This is a genomic window from Aquabacterium sp., from assembly GCF_048860245.1.
Taxonomy (GTDB): Bacteria; Pseudomonadota; Gammaproteobacteria; order Burkholderiales; family Burkholderiaceae_C; genus Aquabacterium.
Window position 1 is genome coordinate 23,151 of the sequence record NZ_JBLIZW010000035.1, and the last position, 15,224, is coordinate 38,374.

Here is a 15,224-nt window from a genome sequence, read left to right on the forward strand (position 1 = left end):
GTGCCGCGTCACGGCTCAGTGATCCCCCAATGAAAAGAGGCTCCCGAAGGAGCCTCTTTGTCAGGGAGCGATCAGACCGGAGATCAGACGCGCTCGATCACCAGGGCGATGCCTTGGCCGCCACCGATACACATCGTGATCAGGGCGTAACGGCCGCCAGTGCGTTGCAGTTCATAGATGGCCTTGGTCACCAGGATGGCGCCCGTGCCACCCACGGGGTGACCCAGCGAGATGCCCGAACCGTTGGGGTTGACCTTCTCGTTGTCCAGACCCAGTTCCTTGGCCACGGCACAAGCTTGAGCGGCGAAGGCTTCGTTGGCTTCGATCACGTCCATGTCGGCGACGGTCAGGCCTGCCTTGGCCAGCGCGTTGCGCGAAGCAGGCACCGGGCCAATGCCCATGTACTCAGGCTCGACGCCAGCGTGACCATAGGACACCAGGCGAGCCAGCGGCTTCAGGCCCAGTTCCTTGGCCTTTTCGGCCGAGGCCATCACCACGGCGCCAGCGCCGTCGTTCAGGGTCGAGGCGTTGCCGGCGGTCACGGTGCCGTCTTCCTTCTTGAAGGCGGGCTTCATCTTGGCCAGGGCTTCGACGTTGGTGTCGGCCTTCACGCCTTCATCGGTGTCGAACAGCACCACGCCCTTGCGGGTCTTGATCTCGACCGGAACGATCTGTTCCTTGAAGTAGCCAGCGGCAATCGCCTTGGCTGCACGTTGTTGCGACTGCACAGCGTAAGCATCTTGCTGCTCACGGGTGATTTCGTAGCGTGCAGCAACGTTTTCAGCGGTGATGCCCATGTGGATGTGCATGCGTGGGTCGTGCAGGGCGCCCAGCATGTAGTCCAGCATCTTCACGTCGCCCATGCGAGCGCCCCAGCGGTTGCTGGTGACCAGATAAGCGCCACGGCTCATCGACTCGGTACCGGCACCCACGGCCACTTCGCAGTCACCCAGTTGAATGGATTGAGCGGCCGACACGATGGCTTGCAAGCCCGAACCGCACAGACGGTTCACGTTGAAAGCGGGCGCCTCTTGAGGCACGCCGGCGTTCAGGGCGGCCACGCGGCTGATGTAAGCGTCTTGTGGGACGGAGGGGATCACGTGACCCACCACGACGTGACCCACGTCCTTGGCTTGCACGCCAGCGCGTTCCAGCGCGGTCTTGATCACCAGCGCGCCCAGATCTGCGGGCGGCACGTCCTTGAGCGCGCCACCGAATGCGCCGATGGCGGTACGGGCTGCGCCCACGAAGACGACTTCACGAGTCATGTTGTTTCCTTCAAGGAGAGTGAAAAAACCCGTCAGGATCTGGCGGGTGCAATTGTCAGATTATCGCCCGAATGAGGGGTGTTTTGGTGCAGTGCAGCAGTCTCAGCATTGCATGGGCTGCATCAAGGTGGACGCCGCCTGCGCCAGCGCCGTGATGTGGTCCCATTGCCCCGCTTTGACCGCGGCAGAAGGGGCCAGCCACGAGCCGCCGACACAGGCCACATTGGGCAGGTCGAGGTAGGTGCGGGCGTTGTCGGGCGAGATGCCGCCGGTGGGGCAAAACAGCGCGTCAGGGAAGGGGCTGTGGAAGGCCTTGAGCATGCCCACGCCGCCGGCTTGTTGCGCAGGGAAAAACTTGAAGCAGCGCAAGCCGGCATCCATGGCCGTCATCAATTCCGATGCGGTGGCCACGCCCGGCAACAAGGGCATGGGGCTACCGCTGCGCAGGGCGCTCAGCAGCCGTGGCGTGAGCCCCGGCGACACCCCGAAGTGTGCCCCGGCGTGATGGGCGGCTTCCCATTGCTCGGGGGTGGTGATCGTGCCGGCCAGGATCACCGCCTGCGGCACTTCGGCCGCCAGCGCGCGGATCACGTCCATGGCCACAGGGGTTCGCAGGGTCACTTCCAGGGTGTTCACGCCGCCGGCCAGCAACGCGCGCGCCAGTGGCACCGCGTCGTCCACCCGGTCAATCACCAGCACCGGGATCACCGGGCCCAAGGTCATGGCCTGTTCCAGGCTCAGTAACGGACGTGTCATCGCGACTCCAGCGGGTTCCAGTCAAAACTCACGGCGCCTTGCTCTGCGCCACTCACCATGTGCCGCAGGCCACCAAACAACTCACGGCCCATGCCCACGGTGTTGGCACGCAGGTCTGCGGTATCCACCTGGCGTGCGTCCCATTCGGCAGCAGGCACCAGGGCTTGCAAGGTGCCACGATCGGCATCCAGGCGGATCACATCGCCTTCACGCACCTTGCCGAGCGGGCCGCCTGCGAGCACTTCCGGGGTGACGTGGATGGCAGCCGGAACCTTGCCCGACGCGCCCGACATGCGGCCATCGGTCACCAGTGCCACCTTGAAGCCTTGGTCTTGCAGGTTGGTCAGGGCCGGGGTGAGCGCGTGCAACTCCGGCATGCCGTTGGCGCGGGGGCCTTGAAAGCGCACCACGGCCACAAAGTCACGCTGCAGCGCACCGCTTTGATAGGCCGCTTGTAGTTCGTGCTGGTCGTTGAAGAGCAAGGCAGGTGCCTCGACCACGCGGTGCGCAGGCTTGACGGCGGACACCTTGATCACGGCGCGTCCCAGATTGCCTTGCAAGACTTTCAGCCCACCGTCAGGCGAAAACGGCGTGGCCACGGTGGTGAGCACGGCCGGGTCGCCGCTGTGTTCGGGCGTGTCTTCCCACACCAGGGCGCCGTTACGCAAGACCGGGCGCTGGGTGTAGTGCCACAAGCCCTGCGGGCCGGCCACGGTCTGCACATCGCCATGCACCAGTCCGGCTTGCAGCAACGCACGAATCAGGAAGCCCATGCCCCCTGCAGCATGAAACGCGTTCACATCGGCGCTGCCGTTGGGGTAGACCTTGGCCAGCAAAGGCACCACGGCCGACAAGGCATCAAAGTCGTCCCAGTTGATGACGATGCCCGCCGCACGTGCCATGGCCACCAGATGCAGGGTGTGGTTGGTGGAGCCACCGGTTGCCAGCAAGCCCACGATGCCGTTGACGATGGCGCGCTCGTCGATCACATGCCCGACAGGTGTGTAGTGCGCTTGGCCGTGAGTGAGTGCGAGCACGCGGCGGGCGGCCTCGCGGGTCAAGGCCTCACGCAAAGGTGTGCCCGGTGGCACAAAAGCGCTGCCAGGCAGATGCAGCCCCATGATTTCCATGAGCATCTGGTTGCTGTTGGCCGTGCCATAGAAGGTGCAGGTGCCTGCGCCGTGATAGGCCTGTTCTTCGGCTTCCAGCAAGGCATCCGCGCCGATCTCGCCTGCGGCGTAGCGCTGTCGCACGCGTGCTTTGTCGTCGTTGCTCAGGCCGGACCCCATGGGCCCCGCCGGCACAAAGATGGTGGGCAGGTGCCCGAAGGACAAGGCCCCGATCAGCAGTCCCGGCACGATCTTGTCGCACACGCCCAGACACAGGGCGGCGTCAAACACGTTGTGTGACAGCGCGATGGCGGTGCTCATGGCGATCACGTCACGCGAGAACAGCGACAACTCCATGCCCGGCTGACCTTGCGTCACCCCGTCGCACATGGCGGGCACGCCCCCGGCGAACTGCGCGGTGCCGCCGGCTGCGCGCGCACTGGCTTTGATCCATTCGGGGTAGGCATGCAAGGGCTGGTGGGCCGACAGCATGTCGTTGTAAGCCGAGACGATGCCAATGTGTGGCGCGCGCTGTTCGCGCAACCAGATCTTGTCGCCGGATGGCGCTGCGGCGTAGGCGTGGGCCAGGTTCGTGCAGCCCAGCGCTGCACGCTGCACCGTTTGGCTTGCGGCCGACTGGATGCGCTGCAAATAGGCCTGACGGGTGTCCGCACTGCGGGCGCGAATGCGGTCCGTGACCTCGCGCACCGTGTCATGAAGAGAGGGAGGCTGTGCAGTCAAAGGCATGGCTCATTATGATGGGACGATGCATGCACTGTCTTCCCCCACCGTGATGCCAGATGGCTTGTTGCAAGGGCTGCACACCGCGCCCGATGCGGCCACGTTGGCATACCAATTGGCGCAGGTCGTGGCAGGCCAGTTGCGTCAGGCTGTGGCGCGGCGCGGTCAGGCGCTGTTGGTGGTGTCAGGAGGCAGTACGCCGGTGCCGTTTTTTGAGGCTTTGTCGACCTGTGAGCTGCCGTGGTCTCGGGTGGTGGTCACCCTGGCCGATGAACGCTGGCTGCCCGACACCCACCCTGACAGCAACGCTCGTTTGGTGCGCGCCCATTTGCTGCAGGGCGCGGCGGCCGAGGCAAGGTTCGTCCCCTTGTTCAACGGGGCGCCCCATCCGGCACAGGGGCTGCCTGCCTTGGAGGCAGAGCTGGTGCGCTTGCCGTGGCCTGCCGATGTGGTGATTCTGGGCATGGGGGCAGACGGCCACACAGCCTCCCTGTTTCCGCATGCGCCAGAACTGTCCGAGGCCTTGTCGCCCGAGGGGGCGGGGCGGTGTGTGGCGGTGTCGGCACCGCAGGCGCCCAATGTGCCCGTGCCCCGCGTGAGCCTCAACGCCCGTACCTTGCTGGACACGCGGCAGCTGATGTTGCACCTCACCGGTGAGGCCAAGCTGACGTTGTTGCGGCAAGCCGCCGCGTCATGCGACAGGCAAGCCTGCCCGATCGCCTTGGCCGTGTGTCAGTCCACCGTGCCGTGCGCGGTGTTTCACACATAAAAAAACCGCACCCAGCTTGTGACCGGGTGCGGTTGAAAAGCAGGGCCAGAGTTACTTGGCCATGCGAGCCTTCATGGGGCGGGCCGGTGAACTCGGGAACGAGTGACGCACGATGCGCCAGATCACCTGACCAAATTGCTTGAACATGGAACCCGTGTTGTAGTGCTGGCCATAGCGTTGGCAAATGTCGCGCACCACTGGCGCCATTTCGACGTAACGGTTGGCGGGGATGTCGGGGAAGAGATGGTGCTCAATCTGGTGACTGAGGTTGCCGGTCATGAAGTGCGTCAGGAAGCCGCCCGTCAGGTTGGATGAGCCACGCACCTGGCGCACATACCAGGCCGCGCGGTTGTCGTTCTTCAGCACGCTCTTGGGGAAGGTTTCCACATCGGTGGTGAAGTGACCGCAGAAGATGACGGTGTACGTCCACAGACTGCGCATCACGTTGGCGAAGGCATTGCCCGCCAGCACCACGAAGAAGCCGGGGCCAGCCAACAGAGGCCAGATCAGGTAGTCACGAATCATCAGGCCACGCACCTTGACCAAGGTGGGGTGGGCCAGCTTGTACATCTGCTTGTTGCTCACGCGACCTTGGAACCAACGACCCAGGCGCAGGTCCTGAATGGCCACGCCCCACTGGAACAGCAGCGCAAAGATGATGGCGTAAATGGGTTGACCCAAGCGGGCAGGGTGCCACTTTTGCTCAGGAAACAGGCGCAGCACGCCGTAGCCCAAGTCCTCGTCCATGCCGTGGATGTTGGTGTAGGTGTGGTGACGGAAGTTGTGCGTCTTGCGCCAGTTGTCCGACGTGCCGGCGATGTCCCACTCAAAGCGCTTGCCGTTGAGGTAAGGGTCGCCCATCCAGTCAAACTGACCGTGGATGACGTTGTGGCCCAACTCCATGTTGTCGATGATTTTCGACAGACCCAGCGTGAAGGCGCCGATGGCTGCGATCGGGAACACCCAGCCTTCCGGCAGAAACCACGCCACCATCAACATCAGTCGCCCAATGGCTTCGGTGTAGCGCACAGCCTTGTAGACGTTGCGAATGTAGCGGGCATCGCGTTCACCCAGATCGGCGACCACACGGGCACGCAGGGCGTCGATCTCGGCGCCGAAGCTTTCGACTTCTTCGGGGCTCAGATTGCGGCTCAGAGATTTGCTCATGGTGGTTGGATGCTCAGAGGTCAAGGGTCAGATCCGTGCGGGCCGTGCACATGCACAGGCGCACATCGATGCCAGGCTCGCCACTTTGCTGGCCAGACTGCATGTCCAAGGTGGTGCCGGCCGTGCGGGTGCACGAGCAGGTGTGACACACGCCCATGCGGCAACCGGAGCGGGGCTTGAAGCCTTGGGCCTCCAGCGCATCCAGCAGCGACAGCGTGGTGGGCACTTCCAGGTCCTTGCCACTGCGTGCCAGGTGCCCCCAGACCGTGGCGGTGGCGGCGGCTTCAACCTTGGCCAAGGTGGGTGGGGTAAAGCCTTCGGACTTGAAACTGCGCATCTGGCCCGCACTCAGGTCACGAGCGGCTTCGACGAAGCCAGCCGGGCCACAGGCGTAGACATCGCGGGCGCGCAGATCGGGCACGATGTGTTGCAACTGCGCCAGGCTGATGAAACCTTGCGCTTCACCGGCTTGCAGTGTCGTTTCATGTGTCAGCACAGGCTGAAACTGGAAGCGTTCGAATTGCTGAGCCAAGCCGCGCAGTTCATCCACAAAACACAGTTCGGCACGTGTCTTGGCCCAGTAAATCAGGGTGACGGGTGCGGTGAATCCGGCGTCGCGTTGGGCGCGGATCAGGCTCATCATGGGCGTGATGCCGCTGCCTGCAGCGAGCAGCAGCCAAGACCCCTGAGGTTGTGCGGGTAGGGTCATGTCCCCGAAAGCCTCACCCAACTCCAGCACGTCACCCACTTGAATGTGTTGACACAGGTGGGTGCTCATCACGCCACCTTCGGTCAGTTTGACGGTGATCGACAGACGACCATCGGCGCGGGGCGCATCACTCAGGCTGTAGCTACGGGTGGTGCGGCGGCCATTGATTTCGGCGGTCACGTTGATGTGCTGACCGGCTTGAAACCCTCCGCAATTGGCATTGGGCGCCAAGACCAGCGTCACCGTGTCGGCCGCCTCTTGCTTGCGAGCGACCACACGCGCCAGCGCACGCTCCCACGACCAGGCAGGATTGATTTTGCTAGCCCAGAAGTCAAACACGGCCGGGTTGATCAGCGGCGTCAGCAGGCGACGCAAGGCACTGGGCTCAACAGCTGTGCGGGGAAGAGACATTGATGCGGACAAGGACAAGGCTCCATTGGCAGGATGTGCACAGTATACGGATCCGTGAACATTTGTCTATACACTTGTGCATTAATTGCGCAGCGATATGATGTCGGCAACACGGATATCCGAACATGAGCAGCATCCTGACGACGCCATCTGACAGCAGCGTGACCAAACCCACGGTTCCGGGCACGCCTGGCCGCAAAGCAGTCATTTCCCGAGAGGACATCATTGCGGCAGCGCTCAAGCTGGTGGGGCCCAATCGGAGCGTGTCGACACTGAGCCTGCGTGAGGTGGCACGTGCGGCAGGCATTGCCCCCAACAGCTTTTACCGGCAGTTCCGGGACATGGATGAGTTAGCCGTGGCGCTCATTGAGCGCGCGGGGGAATCCTTGCGGCAAATCATTGGTGCAGCGCGTCAGCGCGCCAGTGCGGACCGCAGCGTGGTGCGCAGTTCGGTCGAGGCGTTCATGGACCAGTTGCGCAGCGACGACAAACTGCTGCACATCCTGTTGCGTGAGGGAACGGTGGGCTCGGATGCCTTCAAGCGTGCGGTCGATCGCCAGTTGAACTTTTTTGAAGAAGAGTTGCGCCTGGATCTGATCCGCTTGGGTGAAGCCAACAAGACCGGCCTGTGTGAGCCGGGTCTGACCGCCAAGGCCATCACGCGTCTGGTGTTTGCCATGGGCTCGACGGCGATGGATCTGCCCGAAGAGCAACTCCCTGAGTTCACCGAGCAACTGGCGTTCATGGTCCGAATGATCGTGACAGGCACCCAAACCTTGGCCGAAAAAGGCAAACCTGCGCGCTGATGTGGTGGAATGTGGGCTGAGTGTAAAAAACTGCAAAGAACAGCCATGCATCGCGCGATTGTTTGTTGCCTCTTCGGGGTTGGGACGGCATCTGTGGTGTCTGCGGCGCCGTACCGCTGCACCGTGAACGGGCAGGTCTATTACTCTGACCGTCCGTGCGCGGGGCAAACCCAGTTGCAGGCCTTGGGTCCTGTCAGAACGTACCCGCAGCCGACCCCCTATCGCCCCGAGTTGCCCAAAGCCCAGGATCATCTGAAGTACCTGAGTTCGGGGTGTGCGTCGATCAATGAAGCCATTCGCACAGGGCCTTCGCGCGGTGTGCATCGAGATGTGATGCAGGGCTTGCACGAAGAGTATCGGCAAAAGTGTTCTGCTGAAGACCGCGAGGCCCGGACGCGAGTGCGTCAGGATCAGATGAGAGCGGAGGAGACGCAGCAGGCGCAACGAGAACTGAGCCGGAAAGAGCAACAGCAAGCGCATATTCGCTCCGACCGTTGCGACGGCATGCGTGACGTCATCGCGCTCAAGCGCAAACGCGAGGCTGAATTGAACGCCAAGGAAATCGAAGCCTTGCGTTCACTTGAGCGCACTTACAACGACGTTTGCATCAGCCGCTGAGTCCATGCCTCATCGGTTGATGGTGCGCTCCATGGCCTGATCGCGCATCGACGGCTGGCCATCGTTCTTGGGAATGAGCAGGTCTCGGGCATGCGGGATCTTGCTGCTGCTGGCGTTCACCGCAGGGCTGGCTTGTCCCGGCACCACGGTTACCGAACCGCCGCTCACTGTTTGCTCGCTGCTGCCTTTGGGGCATTCGCCGTCGGTGTAAATCACGCTGTCGCCCTGTTTGCACTTGCGCACCCCCGCAGGCGCTTTGGGCGTGGCTGACGAGGTCGAGTTTGTGGTGGGGCCAGCAACGGGTTTGGGGTCGTTGTCAAACTCAATGGTGGGCCGGGTGGCACGCTGCGGGTGCAGAAAGTCCTGCACCACCTGAGCGTCTTTGGCCTTCCATGCCAAGCTGGCCAGAACAAGGGTCAAGACGCCTCCCGCGATTTTTTTCATGCGCTGCTCTCCTGATGTGATGTTTCTTGGGGCGGCTCAGGCCTGCGCCAGTTCGCGCAGTGCCCGCTCGTACACCTCCACGGCTTGTCCGCCCGAGATCAATTGTCGGTCGTTGAGGATGACGGCTGGCACTGAGTGGATCCCGCGCGAGGTGTAGTAGGTCTCGGCCTCCCGCACTTCATCCACAAATTCGTCGCCAGCCAGAATGGCCTGGGCGTGCGCCACGTCCAGCCCAGCCAATTGAACGGCCTGCAGCAGCGTGTCGGTTTGATCCATGGCTTGTTGGTCGCGGTGACAGGCCACCAGCAGCGCCATCTTCAGGGCAATCTGCTGGGCGGGGTATTCCACACCGGCCCAATGCAGCAGGCGGTGGGCGTTGAAGGTGTTGTAGATCCGGCCGCGTCCGTCCGGGTTGAACACAAAGCCCACGGCTTCGCCGCGCTGGCGGATCATGTCGCGGATCTGGGCTTGCTGTTCGGGTGTGCTGCCGTACTTGTCGGTCAGGTGCTCGGTGATGTCCTGCCCACCGGGCGCCATCCGTGGGTTGAGCTCAAACGGCTGGCAGCGCAGGTACACCGTGACCTCGTCCTTCACGCGGTCAATGGCCTGCAGCAGGGCCGTCAAACCAATGGCGCACCAAGGGCAGGAAACGTCCGAGACAAAATCAATCTTGAGGGTAGTCGGCATGGCGGGGCAGCAAAAGAATCAACCGCCATCCTAATCAAGCTTGCATGTCCCGCCAGGTGATGCGGCCATGCCCGGCCTCGCTCAAGCGGGCCTGCAGGGCTGCAGCATCGGCTTCAGCGACCTGGAACGTGAAGGTCACGTTGGCGTCGTGGGTGACGGCGCCCAGGGTGGCGCCCGCCAAGTCCAGTTCACGGCGGACCATGCCTTCTTGTGCATAGGGCGCGTCGCAGATCAGGGTGACGTGCCGCACGATGGGCACCTTGGTGGCCAGCAGCAGGGCTTGTGCCACGCTGTCGGTGTAGGCGCGAACCAGGCCGCCAGCCCCCAGTTTGACGCCACCGTAGTAGCGCACCACCGTGGCCAGCACGCCCTCCAGATCCTGGTGGCGCAGCACGTCCAGCATGGGGCGCCCGGCCGTGCCGCTGGGTTCACCATCGTCCACGGCGGCCGATTGACCGCCCGCCAGCAGCGCCCAGCACACATGGGCGGCGCCGGGATGGGTGGCGCGCAGTTCGGCCACGATGTGTTGGGCCCGTTCCCGGTCAGCGACCGGTTGCACGCAGCCAATGAAGCGGCTTTTCTTGATCAGCAACTCGCTGTGAGCGGCGTCGGCAAGGGTTTGCGGCATCCGTTGGGCTCAGGCCAGGGTGCGAGGCGGGTTGCCCGATTCGGGTGGGCCGCCACGGTGAGACTTGGTCCAGCTGTAGTCGGCGGGGAGTTCGTCGCTGACGCCGGGCTTGCTGACGCAGTCACCCAGTTCCGTGTTGATGACCACGTGCTGGTGGGCGGCCTGACCATTGGCGTCCTTGGCCTTGCGTTGGGTTTCGGCAAAGGCCATCGCGGCCAGCAATTCGCTGTCGTTGAATTGCCGGACGGATGGCTGGCCTTGCGTCAACCAGTAAACCACGATGCTCATGGTGCGGGGTCAGGCGGCTTGGGCCTGATCGGTTTGACCCGCTTTCACGCCCAAGCGGTTGAGGGCACTCACGGTGGCCTTCAGGGCGGCCGTCACGATGTTGCCATCCAAGCCTACCCCGAAACGCTCGGTGCGGCTGTGAACGTCGGCCACTTCCACGAAGGCGCAGGCCTGGGCATGGCTGCCGGCGGTGCCTTCGCCCACCGAGCGCTCTTCGTAGCTGCGCACTTGCACGTCGATGCCCAAGCGGCGCATGGCGTTGATGGCCGCATCGATCGGGCCATTGCCTTCACCGTGAAGGCGGTGGCGCACACCGTGTACATCCAGGTCCAGCTCAATCGCTTGCTGTGAGCCGTGCTCCGACAAGCGGTGATTGACGTAGGCGATGGGCGTGCGGGCGTCGATGTAGGTCTGAGAGAACAAGTCCCAGATGGTCTTGGCATCGATTTCGGTGCCGACCGCGTCGGCATGGCGTTGGACCACACCCGAGAACTCGACCTGCATGCGGCGGGGCATGACGATCTGGTGCTCGGATTCGAGCAAGTACGCTACGCCACCCTTGCCGGACTGGCTGTTGATGCGAATGATCGAATCGTAGGTGCGGCCCACGTCGGCGGGGTCGATGGGGAGGTAGGGCACTGTCCAGGTCTCTTCCACCTTTTGAGTGGCAAACCCCTTCTTGATGGCGTCCTGGTGGGAGCCGGAGAAGGCCGTGAACACGAGGTCCCCCACATAAGGATGGCGTGGATGGACCGGGAGCTGGGTGCAGTATTCGTAGGTGCGGGCGATGTCGTTGATCGACGAGAAGTCGAGCTCCGGATCCACGCCTTGGGTGTAGAGGTTCAATGCCACCGTCACCAAGTCGACGTTGCCGGTGCGCTCGCCATTGCCAAAAAGACAGCCTTCCACGCGGTCTGCGCCAGCGAGGAGACCCAATTCCGCAGCGGCCACGGCCGTGCCGCGGTCGTTGTGCGGGTGCAAGCTCAAGATGACGCTGTCGCGGCGGGCGAGGTGGCGGTGCATCCACTCGATCTGGTCGGCGTACACATTGGGGGTGGCCACTTCCACTGTGGCGGGGAGGTTGAGGATGACTTTGCGCTCGGGCGTGGCGCCCCAGGCGGCGGTCACCGCATCACAGATGTCGCGGGCGAAATCGAGGTCGGTGGACGAGAAATGCTCGGGGCTGTACTCAAGCATGATCTGCGTCTCGGGCATGTCGGCGGCGAGTTGCTTGATCAATTCGACGGCATCCACGGCCATCTTGGTGACTTCTTCGCGGTTCATGCCGAACACGACTTCGCGGAAGTGGTCGTTGGTGGCGGTGTAGAAGTGCACGATGGCCGAACGTGCGCCTTTGAGGGACTCGAAGGTGCGGCGGATCAAATGCTCACGTGCCTGAACGAGCACTTCGATGTGCACGCCTTCGGGGATGTGGTTTTCGTCGATGAGCTTGCGCACGAAATCGAACTCGGTCTGCGAGGCCGAAGGGAAGCCCACTTCGATCTCCTTGAAGCCGATGTCGCACAAGGTCTTGAACATGCGCATCTTCTTGTCGACGCTCATGGGTTCGAACAGCGCCTGGTTGCCGTCGCGCAGGTCCGTGCTCATCCAGATGGGGGCTTTGTCAATGGTCTTGCTGGGCCATTGGCGATCCTGGATGCGAACGGGCTGGAAAGCTTGGTACTTGGGGGTGGGCTGTTTCAACATGATCAACTCGCGCAGACAAGGTGTCTCGATGGGTGAAATCTTATGCTGATTGGTGAGGCATTTGATTGCGTTCTTTGCTTTGTATGAGTTTGTTTGTGCAATTAAATTGCTTAAATGTGAGTGTGTTTGGCAAAATATGCCTCATTGCTTGAATGAGGTGCATCATGCAGCTTGATCGGTATGACAAAGAGATCCTGATTTGCTTGCAGCAAGACGGGCGGCTGACCAACCAGGAACTGGCCGATCGCATTGGCTTGTCGCCGTCACCGTGTCTGCGCCGAGTGCGGGCACTGGAAGAGGCGGGCCTGATCACGGGCTACCGTGCCCTGGTGGATGCTCGCAAGTTGGGCCTGACCTTGATGGCCTTGCTGCACATTTCCATGGACAAGCACACCCCGGAGCGGTTTGAGAACTTCGAGCGGGAAGTCGCCGCCATTCCCGAGGTAATGGAGTGCCTGTTGATCACCGGGCAGTCGGCGGATTACCAACTGAAAGTGGTGGTGCGGGACATGGACGCTTACCAGGATCTGCTTTTGAACCGTGTGACACGCATTGAAGGGGTGACCGGCGTTCATTCCAGCTTCGTTTTACGCAGAGTGGTCAACAACACGGCAGTCCCCGTTTAAGGGGGTTCACGAGCTTTGAGGCGCATCAAATCCGAGCGGACACTAACCCTTTTCCATTCCTGTACTTGAAACTAGAATAGAAATTAGTCAGCCGTTTAACAATATGTCGGTTCCCCTTCACGCGATTGCTTACGTGAGTTCTGCGACCCATCTGCTTGACAGCGGAGAGCTGGAGCAACTGTTGGTGGATGCGCGTGAGTTCAATGTGACGCAGGGGGTGACCGGTGTGCTCCTCTATGTCGATGGCTGCTTCATGCAGTGCATTGAGGGGCCGATGGAGGGGGTCGCCAGGGTCTACCAACGGATCAAGGAGGCGAGCCGCCATCGCGGCCTGATCGAGTTGCTGAATCAGCCGGTCAAGCGTCGCGCATTTCCTGATTGGCACATGGGCTGTGGAAGCAATGCGCAGTCCGAGATGATCAACGACGCCACGGAGTCGTGGGAACGCATGTTGTCATCCGCCCGGGAGGTGGATGAATCGGTGCCAAGCCTTTTATTGCTGCGCGCATTCTGGAAAGAGAGCCGAGCTGCTCGCACCAAGCGTGTCATGGCGAAGGCCTGATGCGCCCATTCGGGTAATCGCCATCCCTTCCTTGAAGGTGTTGTCGCGGTTTCGACCCCGCCGCGCGCTACAGTGCTGCACAAATTCGAATATCTGCCGGGTGAGGTTTCCCGGATGTCGTGGAGCGTGGGCATGCATATCACCCGTAGAACAGTTTTGTCGCTGACCGCAACGCAGCTTGCTCTGCTGAATGCGGGTTGTGCGACGGGCCCCGCCCCGGTCACGCGCCATTACACCGAGAAGGTGTCCATGCTGCTGATTTCGCAGGATCACAAACAACTGGTGATCCTGGGGGATAACCACCACTATGTGTTTGATTGCCCGCCCGATGTGGCCATGCTGCCCAAGTCGCCTTTGCGTGCGAAGGTCAGCGCGGCGTTTTCGCCCTTCAAGGTGGACATCGAAGGCGTGATCACCGGCATGTACATGCTGCACCTGCCCGACAACCTCACGCCGGTGGAAGTCGATCAAGCCCACGAGTTGGGCTTCACGCAAGACGAGCAGGGTCACTGGTTCTTGGGTAACAAGCTGACGGGCAAGCGCTATGTGCAGGGCAACACCCTGCGGGCGTGGCGCGATCATGAAAAACTCAACCGCACTTATGAAGTGTCGGTCGAGGCGGTCGAGACGCCCATTCAGCATGCGGCCGAGGAAATGTCCACACCGGTCTATCTGACATCACATGGGGTGCTGCTGATTTATCTGGCGCCTCTGGCACCATTGCTCATTCCCATGATGTTCATGTCTTACGAAAAGCGTCCCCAGTTGCCGAGCGCTGCGTCGGCGGAGTCGACGCCTGCGAGCGCGGTTGCCCCATGATTCAAGGTATGGCCATGCTGGTGGCCGGTCAGTTGCTGGGTGAGGCAGTGGTCAGTGTGACAGGTCTGCCCATTCCGGGATCGGTGGCGGGCATGGTGCTGGTGTTGCTGGCGCTGTTGTACAAAAAGGGCCATTTGCCGGAGTTGCGACGGGCGGGTTCCACCATGTTGTTGCTGGTGCCCTTGCTGCTGGTGCCCGTCAGTGTCGGGATCATGGAGCAGGCAGACTTGCTGGCTGCCAACTGGTGGCCCTTGACTGCCGCCTTGTTGGTCAGCATCGTGGCCGGGATGGTCGCCACGGGTTGGACGATCCGTGTCCTGCGGCGTCTGGATGGTCAGGCAGGTGACGATGTCTGAGGTGCTGATGCATGCCGCGCAGGTGGTGACGCATCACCATCTGTTTCCGCTGTTTCTGACCCTGTCGGCTTACGCCGCCGCGACCTGGTTGTTCAAAAAGGCCGGTCAGTCGCCGTTTGTCCACCCGCTCGTGTTGTCGGTGGCGATGGTGATCGTGGCGCTGAAAGCCCTGGGGATGTCGTACCAGCATTACTTCCAGGCCACGCAGTTTTTGCACTGGATGCTGGGCCTGGCCATTGTGGCCTTGGCGATTCCGCTGTATGCCGAGTTGCAGCATGTGGGCGCACGCTGGAAAAGCACCCTGGCCGCCATTGTGGTGGGCAGCGTCGTGGGGGTGGGCACGGCCATGCTGACCGCTTGGTGGCTGGGTGGCAGCCATGAGCTGGTGCTGGCGCTGGCCACCAAGTCGGTGACCACGGCGCTGGCCACGGTGGTGGCGCAACAGGTGGGCGCCAATGTGGCCTTGGCCGCCACCATCGTGCTGGTGACGGGGCTGCTGGGCGCGGTGATCGGTCCCTGGCTGCTTGCACGCATTTTGCCCAACGACGATGCCGCCCTGGGCACGGCACTGGGTACCTGCGCCCATGCCATCGGCACGTCGCGCGCCCTGCAGTTGGGTGAGCGCTGCGGTGCCTTTTCAGCGCTGGCCATGGGACTCAATGGCTTGTTGACGGCCGCATTGCTGCCCATCTTGCTGAAATGGTGGGGTGCTTGAGCGTTGAAGGTGCCCATGCACCACGATGGTGGCCCGTA

At 62.3% G+C, this 15,224-nt stretch carries 18 protein-coding genes; 8 read left to right on the forward strand and 10 right to left on the reverse strand.

The features are described 5' to 3' along the window. Positions 1-83: 83 nt before the first annotated feature. From ACMV18_RS03870 to edd, 3 genes are all read right to left on the reverse strand, one after another. Positions 84-1,268, reverse strand: a complete 1,185-nt coding sequence (locus tag ACMV18_RS03870) for an acetyl-CoA C-acyltransferase family protein (protein ID WP_374258863.1) — start codon at positions 1,266-1,268, stop codon at positions 84-86. A gap of 102 nt (positions 1,269-1,370) precedes the next feature. Next, on the reverse strand, positions 1,371-2,024 hold the full coding sequence (locus ACMV18_RS03875) for a bifunctional 4-hydroxy-2-oxoglutarate aldolase/2-dehydro-3-deoxy-phosphogluconate aldolase (protein WP_420816751.1): 654 nt from the start codon (positions 2,022-2,024) through the stop codon (positions 1,371-1,373). Next, positions 2,021-3,880 carry a phosphogluconate dehydratase gene (gene edd / locus ACMV18_RS03880; protein ID WP_420816752.1) on the reverse strand — a complete coding sequence of 620 codons (1,860 nt, stop codon included), beginning with the start codon at positions 3,878-3,880 and terminating at the stop codon, positions 2,021-2,023. Before edd ends, ACMV18_RS03875 begins: the two co-directional genes overlap by 4 nt. A 19-nt stretch (positions 3,881-3,899) precedes the next feature. Here edd and pgl point away from each other — a divergent pair, with 19 nt between their 5' ends. Then, on the forward strand, positions 3,900-4,643 hold the full coding sequence (gene pgl / locus ACMV18_RS03885) for a 6-phosphogluconolactonase (protein ID WP_420816753.1): 744 nt from the start codon (positions 3,900-3,902) through the stop codon (positions 4,641-4,643). 51 nt (positions 4,644-4,694) lie between these two features. On the opposite strand, the gene ACMV18_RS03890 is transcribed toward pgl, so the two are convergent. Beyond that, positions 4,695-5,810, reverse strand: a complete 1,116-nt coding sequence (locus tag ACMV18_RS03890) for a fatty acid desaturase family protein (RefSeq protein ID WP_420816754.1) — start codon at positions 5,808-5,810, stop codon at positions 4,695-4,697. Positions 5,811-5,823: 13 nt separating this feature from the next. Continuing rightward, on the reverse strand, positions 5,824-6,930 hold the full coding sequence (locus ACMV18_RS03895) for a ferredoxin reductase (RefSeq protein ID WP_420816755.1): 1,107 nt from the start codon (positions 6,928-6,930) through the stop codon (positions 5,824-5,826). A gap of 125 nt (positions 6,931-7,055) precedes the next feature. On the opposite strand from ACMV18_RS03895, the gene fabR reads away from it, so the two are divergent. Both fabR and ACMV18_RS03905 read left to right on the forward strand, forming a co-directional pair. Further along, positions 7,056-7,736 (forward strand): HTH-type transcriptional repressor FabR, encoded by a 681-nt coding sequence (fabR, locus tag ACMV18_RS03900; RefSeq protein WP_374258857.1) that lies wholly within the window; start codon positions 7,056-7,058, stop codon positions 7,734-7,736. A 96-nt stretch (positions 7,737-7,832) separates the two neighbouring features. Further along, positions 7,833-8,354 (forward strand): hypothetical protein, encoded by a 522-nt coding sequence (locus tag ACMV18_RS03905; protein WP_420816756.1) that lies wholly within the window; start codon positions 7,833-7,835, stop codon positions 8,352-8,354. 9 nt (positions 8,355-8,363) lie between these two features. Here the strand turns inward: ACMV18_RS03905 and ACMV18_RS03910 are convergent, their stop codons facing one another. Genes ACMV18_RS03910 through leuA form a run of 5 tightly spaced genes read right to left on the reverse strand, consistent with a single transcriptional unit; the run spans position 8,364 to position 12,108 of the window. Beyond that, positions 8,364-8,798, reverse strand: a complete 435-nt coding sequence (locus ACMV18_RS03910; RefSeq protein WP_420816757.1) for a hypothetical protein — start codon at positions 8,796-8,798, stop codon at positions 8,364-8,366. A gap of 36 nt (positions 8,799-8,834) precedes the next feature. Continuing rightward, entirely contained in the window at positions 8,835-9,485 is a 651-nt protein-coding gene (locus tag ACMV18_RS03915; protein ID WP_420816758.1) for a DsbA family oxidoreductase, read from the reverse strand. A gap of 34 nt (positions 9,486-9,519) precedes the next feature. After that, positions 9,520-10,113 carry an IMPACT family protein gene (locus ACMV18_RS03920; RefSeq protein ID WP_420816759.1) on the reverse strand — a complete coding sequence of 198 codons (594 nt, stop codon included), beginning with the start codon at positions 10,111-10,113 and terminating at the stop codon, positions 9,520-9,522. 9 nt (positions 10,114-10,122) lie between these two features. Continuing rightward, entirely contained in the window at positions 10,123-10,401 is a 279-nt protein-coding gene (locus ACMV18_RS03925; protein WP_374258852.1) for a hypothetical protein, read from the reverse strand. Positions 10,402-10,410: 9 nt separating this feature from the next. Further along, positions 10,411-12,108: a 2-isopropylmalate synthase gene (gene leuA, locus ACMV18_RS03930; protein WP_420816760.1), complete on the reverse strand. Its 1,698-nt coding sequence runs from the start codon at positions 12,106-12,108 to the stop codon at positions 10,411-10,413. 161 nt (positions 12,109-12,269) lie between these two features. Here leuA and ACMV18_RS03935 point away from each other — a divergent pair, with 161 nt between their 5' ends. From ACMV18_RS03935 to ACMV18_RS03955, 5 genes are all read left to right on the forward strand, one after another. Next, positions 12,270-12,734 (forward strand): Lrp/AsnC family transcriptional regulator, encoded by a 465-nt coding sequence (locus tag ACMV18_RS03935; protein ID WP_374258871.1) that lies wholly within the window; start codon positions 12,270-12,272, stop codon positions 12,732-12,734. A 103-nt stretch (positions 12,735-12,837) separates the two neighbouring features. Next, positions 12,838-13,296 carry a BLUF domain-containing protein gene (locus ACMV18_RS03940; protein ID WP_420816761.1) on the forward strand — a complete coding sequence of 153 codons (459 nt, stop codon included), beginning with the start codon at positions 12,838-12,840 and terminating at the stop codon, positions 13,294-13,296. A 132-nt stretch (positions 13,297-13,428) separates the two neighbouring features. After that, a complete protein-coding gene (locus ACMV18_RS03945) occupies positions 13,429-14,115 on the forward strand; it encodes a hypothetical protein (protein WP_420816762.1) in 687 nt (228 codons plus the stop codon). After that, positions 14,112-14,471, forward strand: a complete 360-nt coding sequence (locus ACMV18_RS03950) for a CidA/LrgA family protein (protein WP_420816763.1) — start codon at positions 14,112-14,114, stop codon at positions 14,469-14,471. The genes ACMV18_RS03945 and ACMV18_RS03950 overlap by 4 nt, the downstream gene beginning before the upstream one ends. Beyond that, positions 14,464-15,186: an LrgB family protein gene (locus ACMV18_RS03955; RefSeq protein ID WP_420816764.1), complete on the forward strand. Its 723-nt coding sequence runs from the start codon at positions 14,464-14,466 to the stop codon at positions 15,184-15,186. Before ACMV18_RS03950 ends, ACMV18_RS03955 begins: the two co-directional genes overlap by 8 nt. The last annotated feature ends 38 nt before the right edge of the window (positions 15,187-15,224 follow it).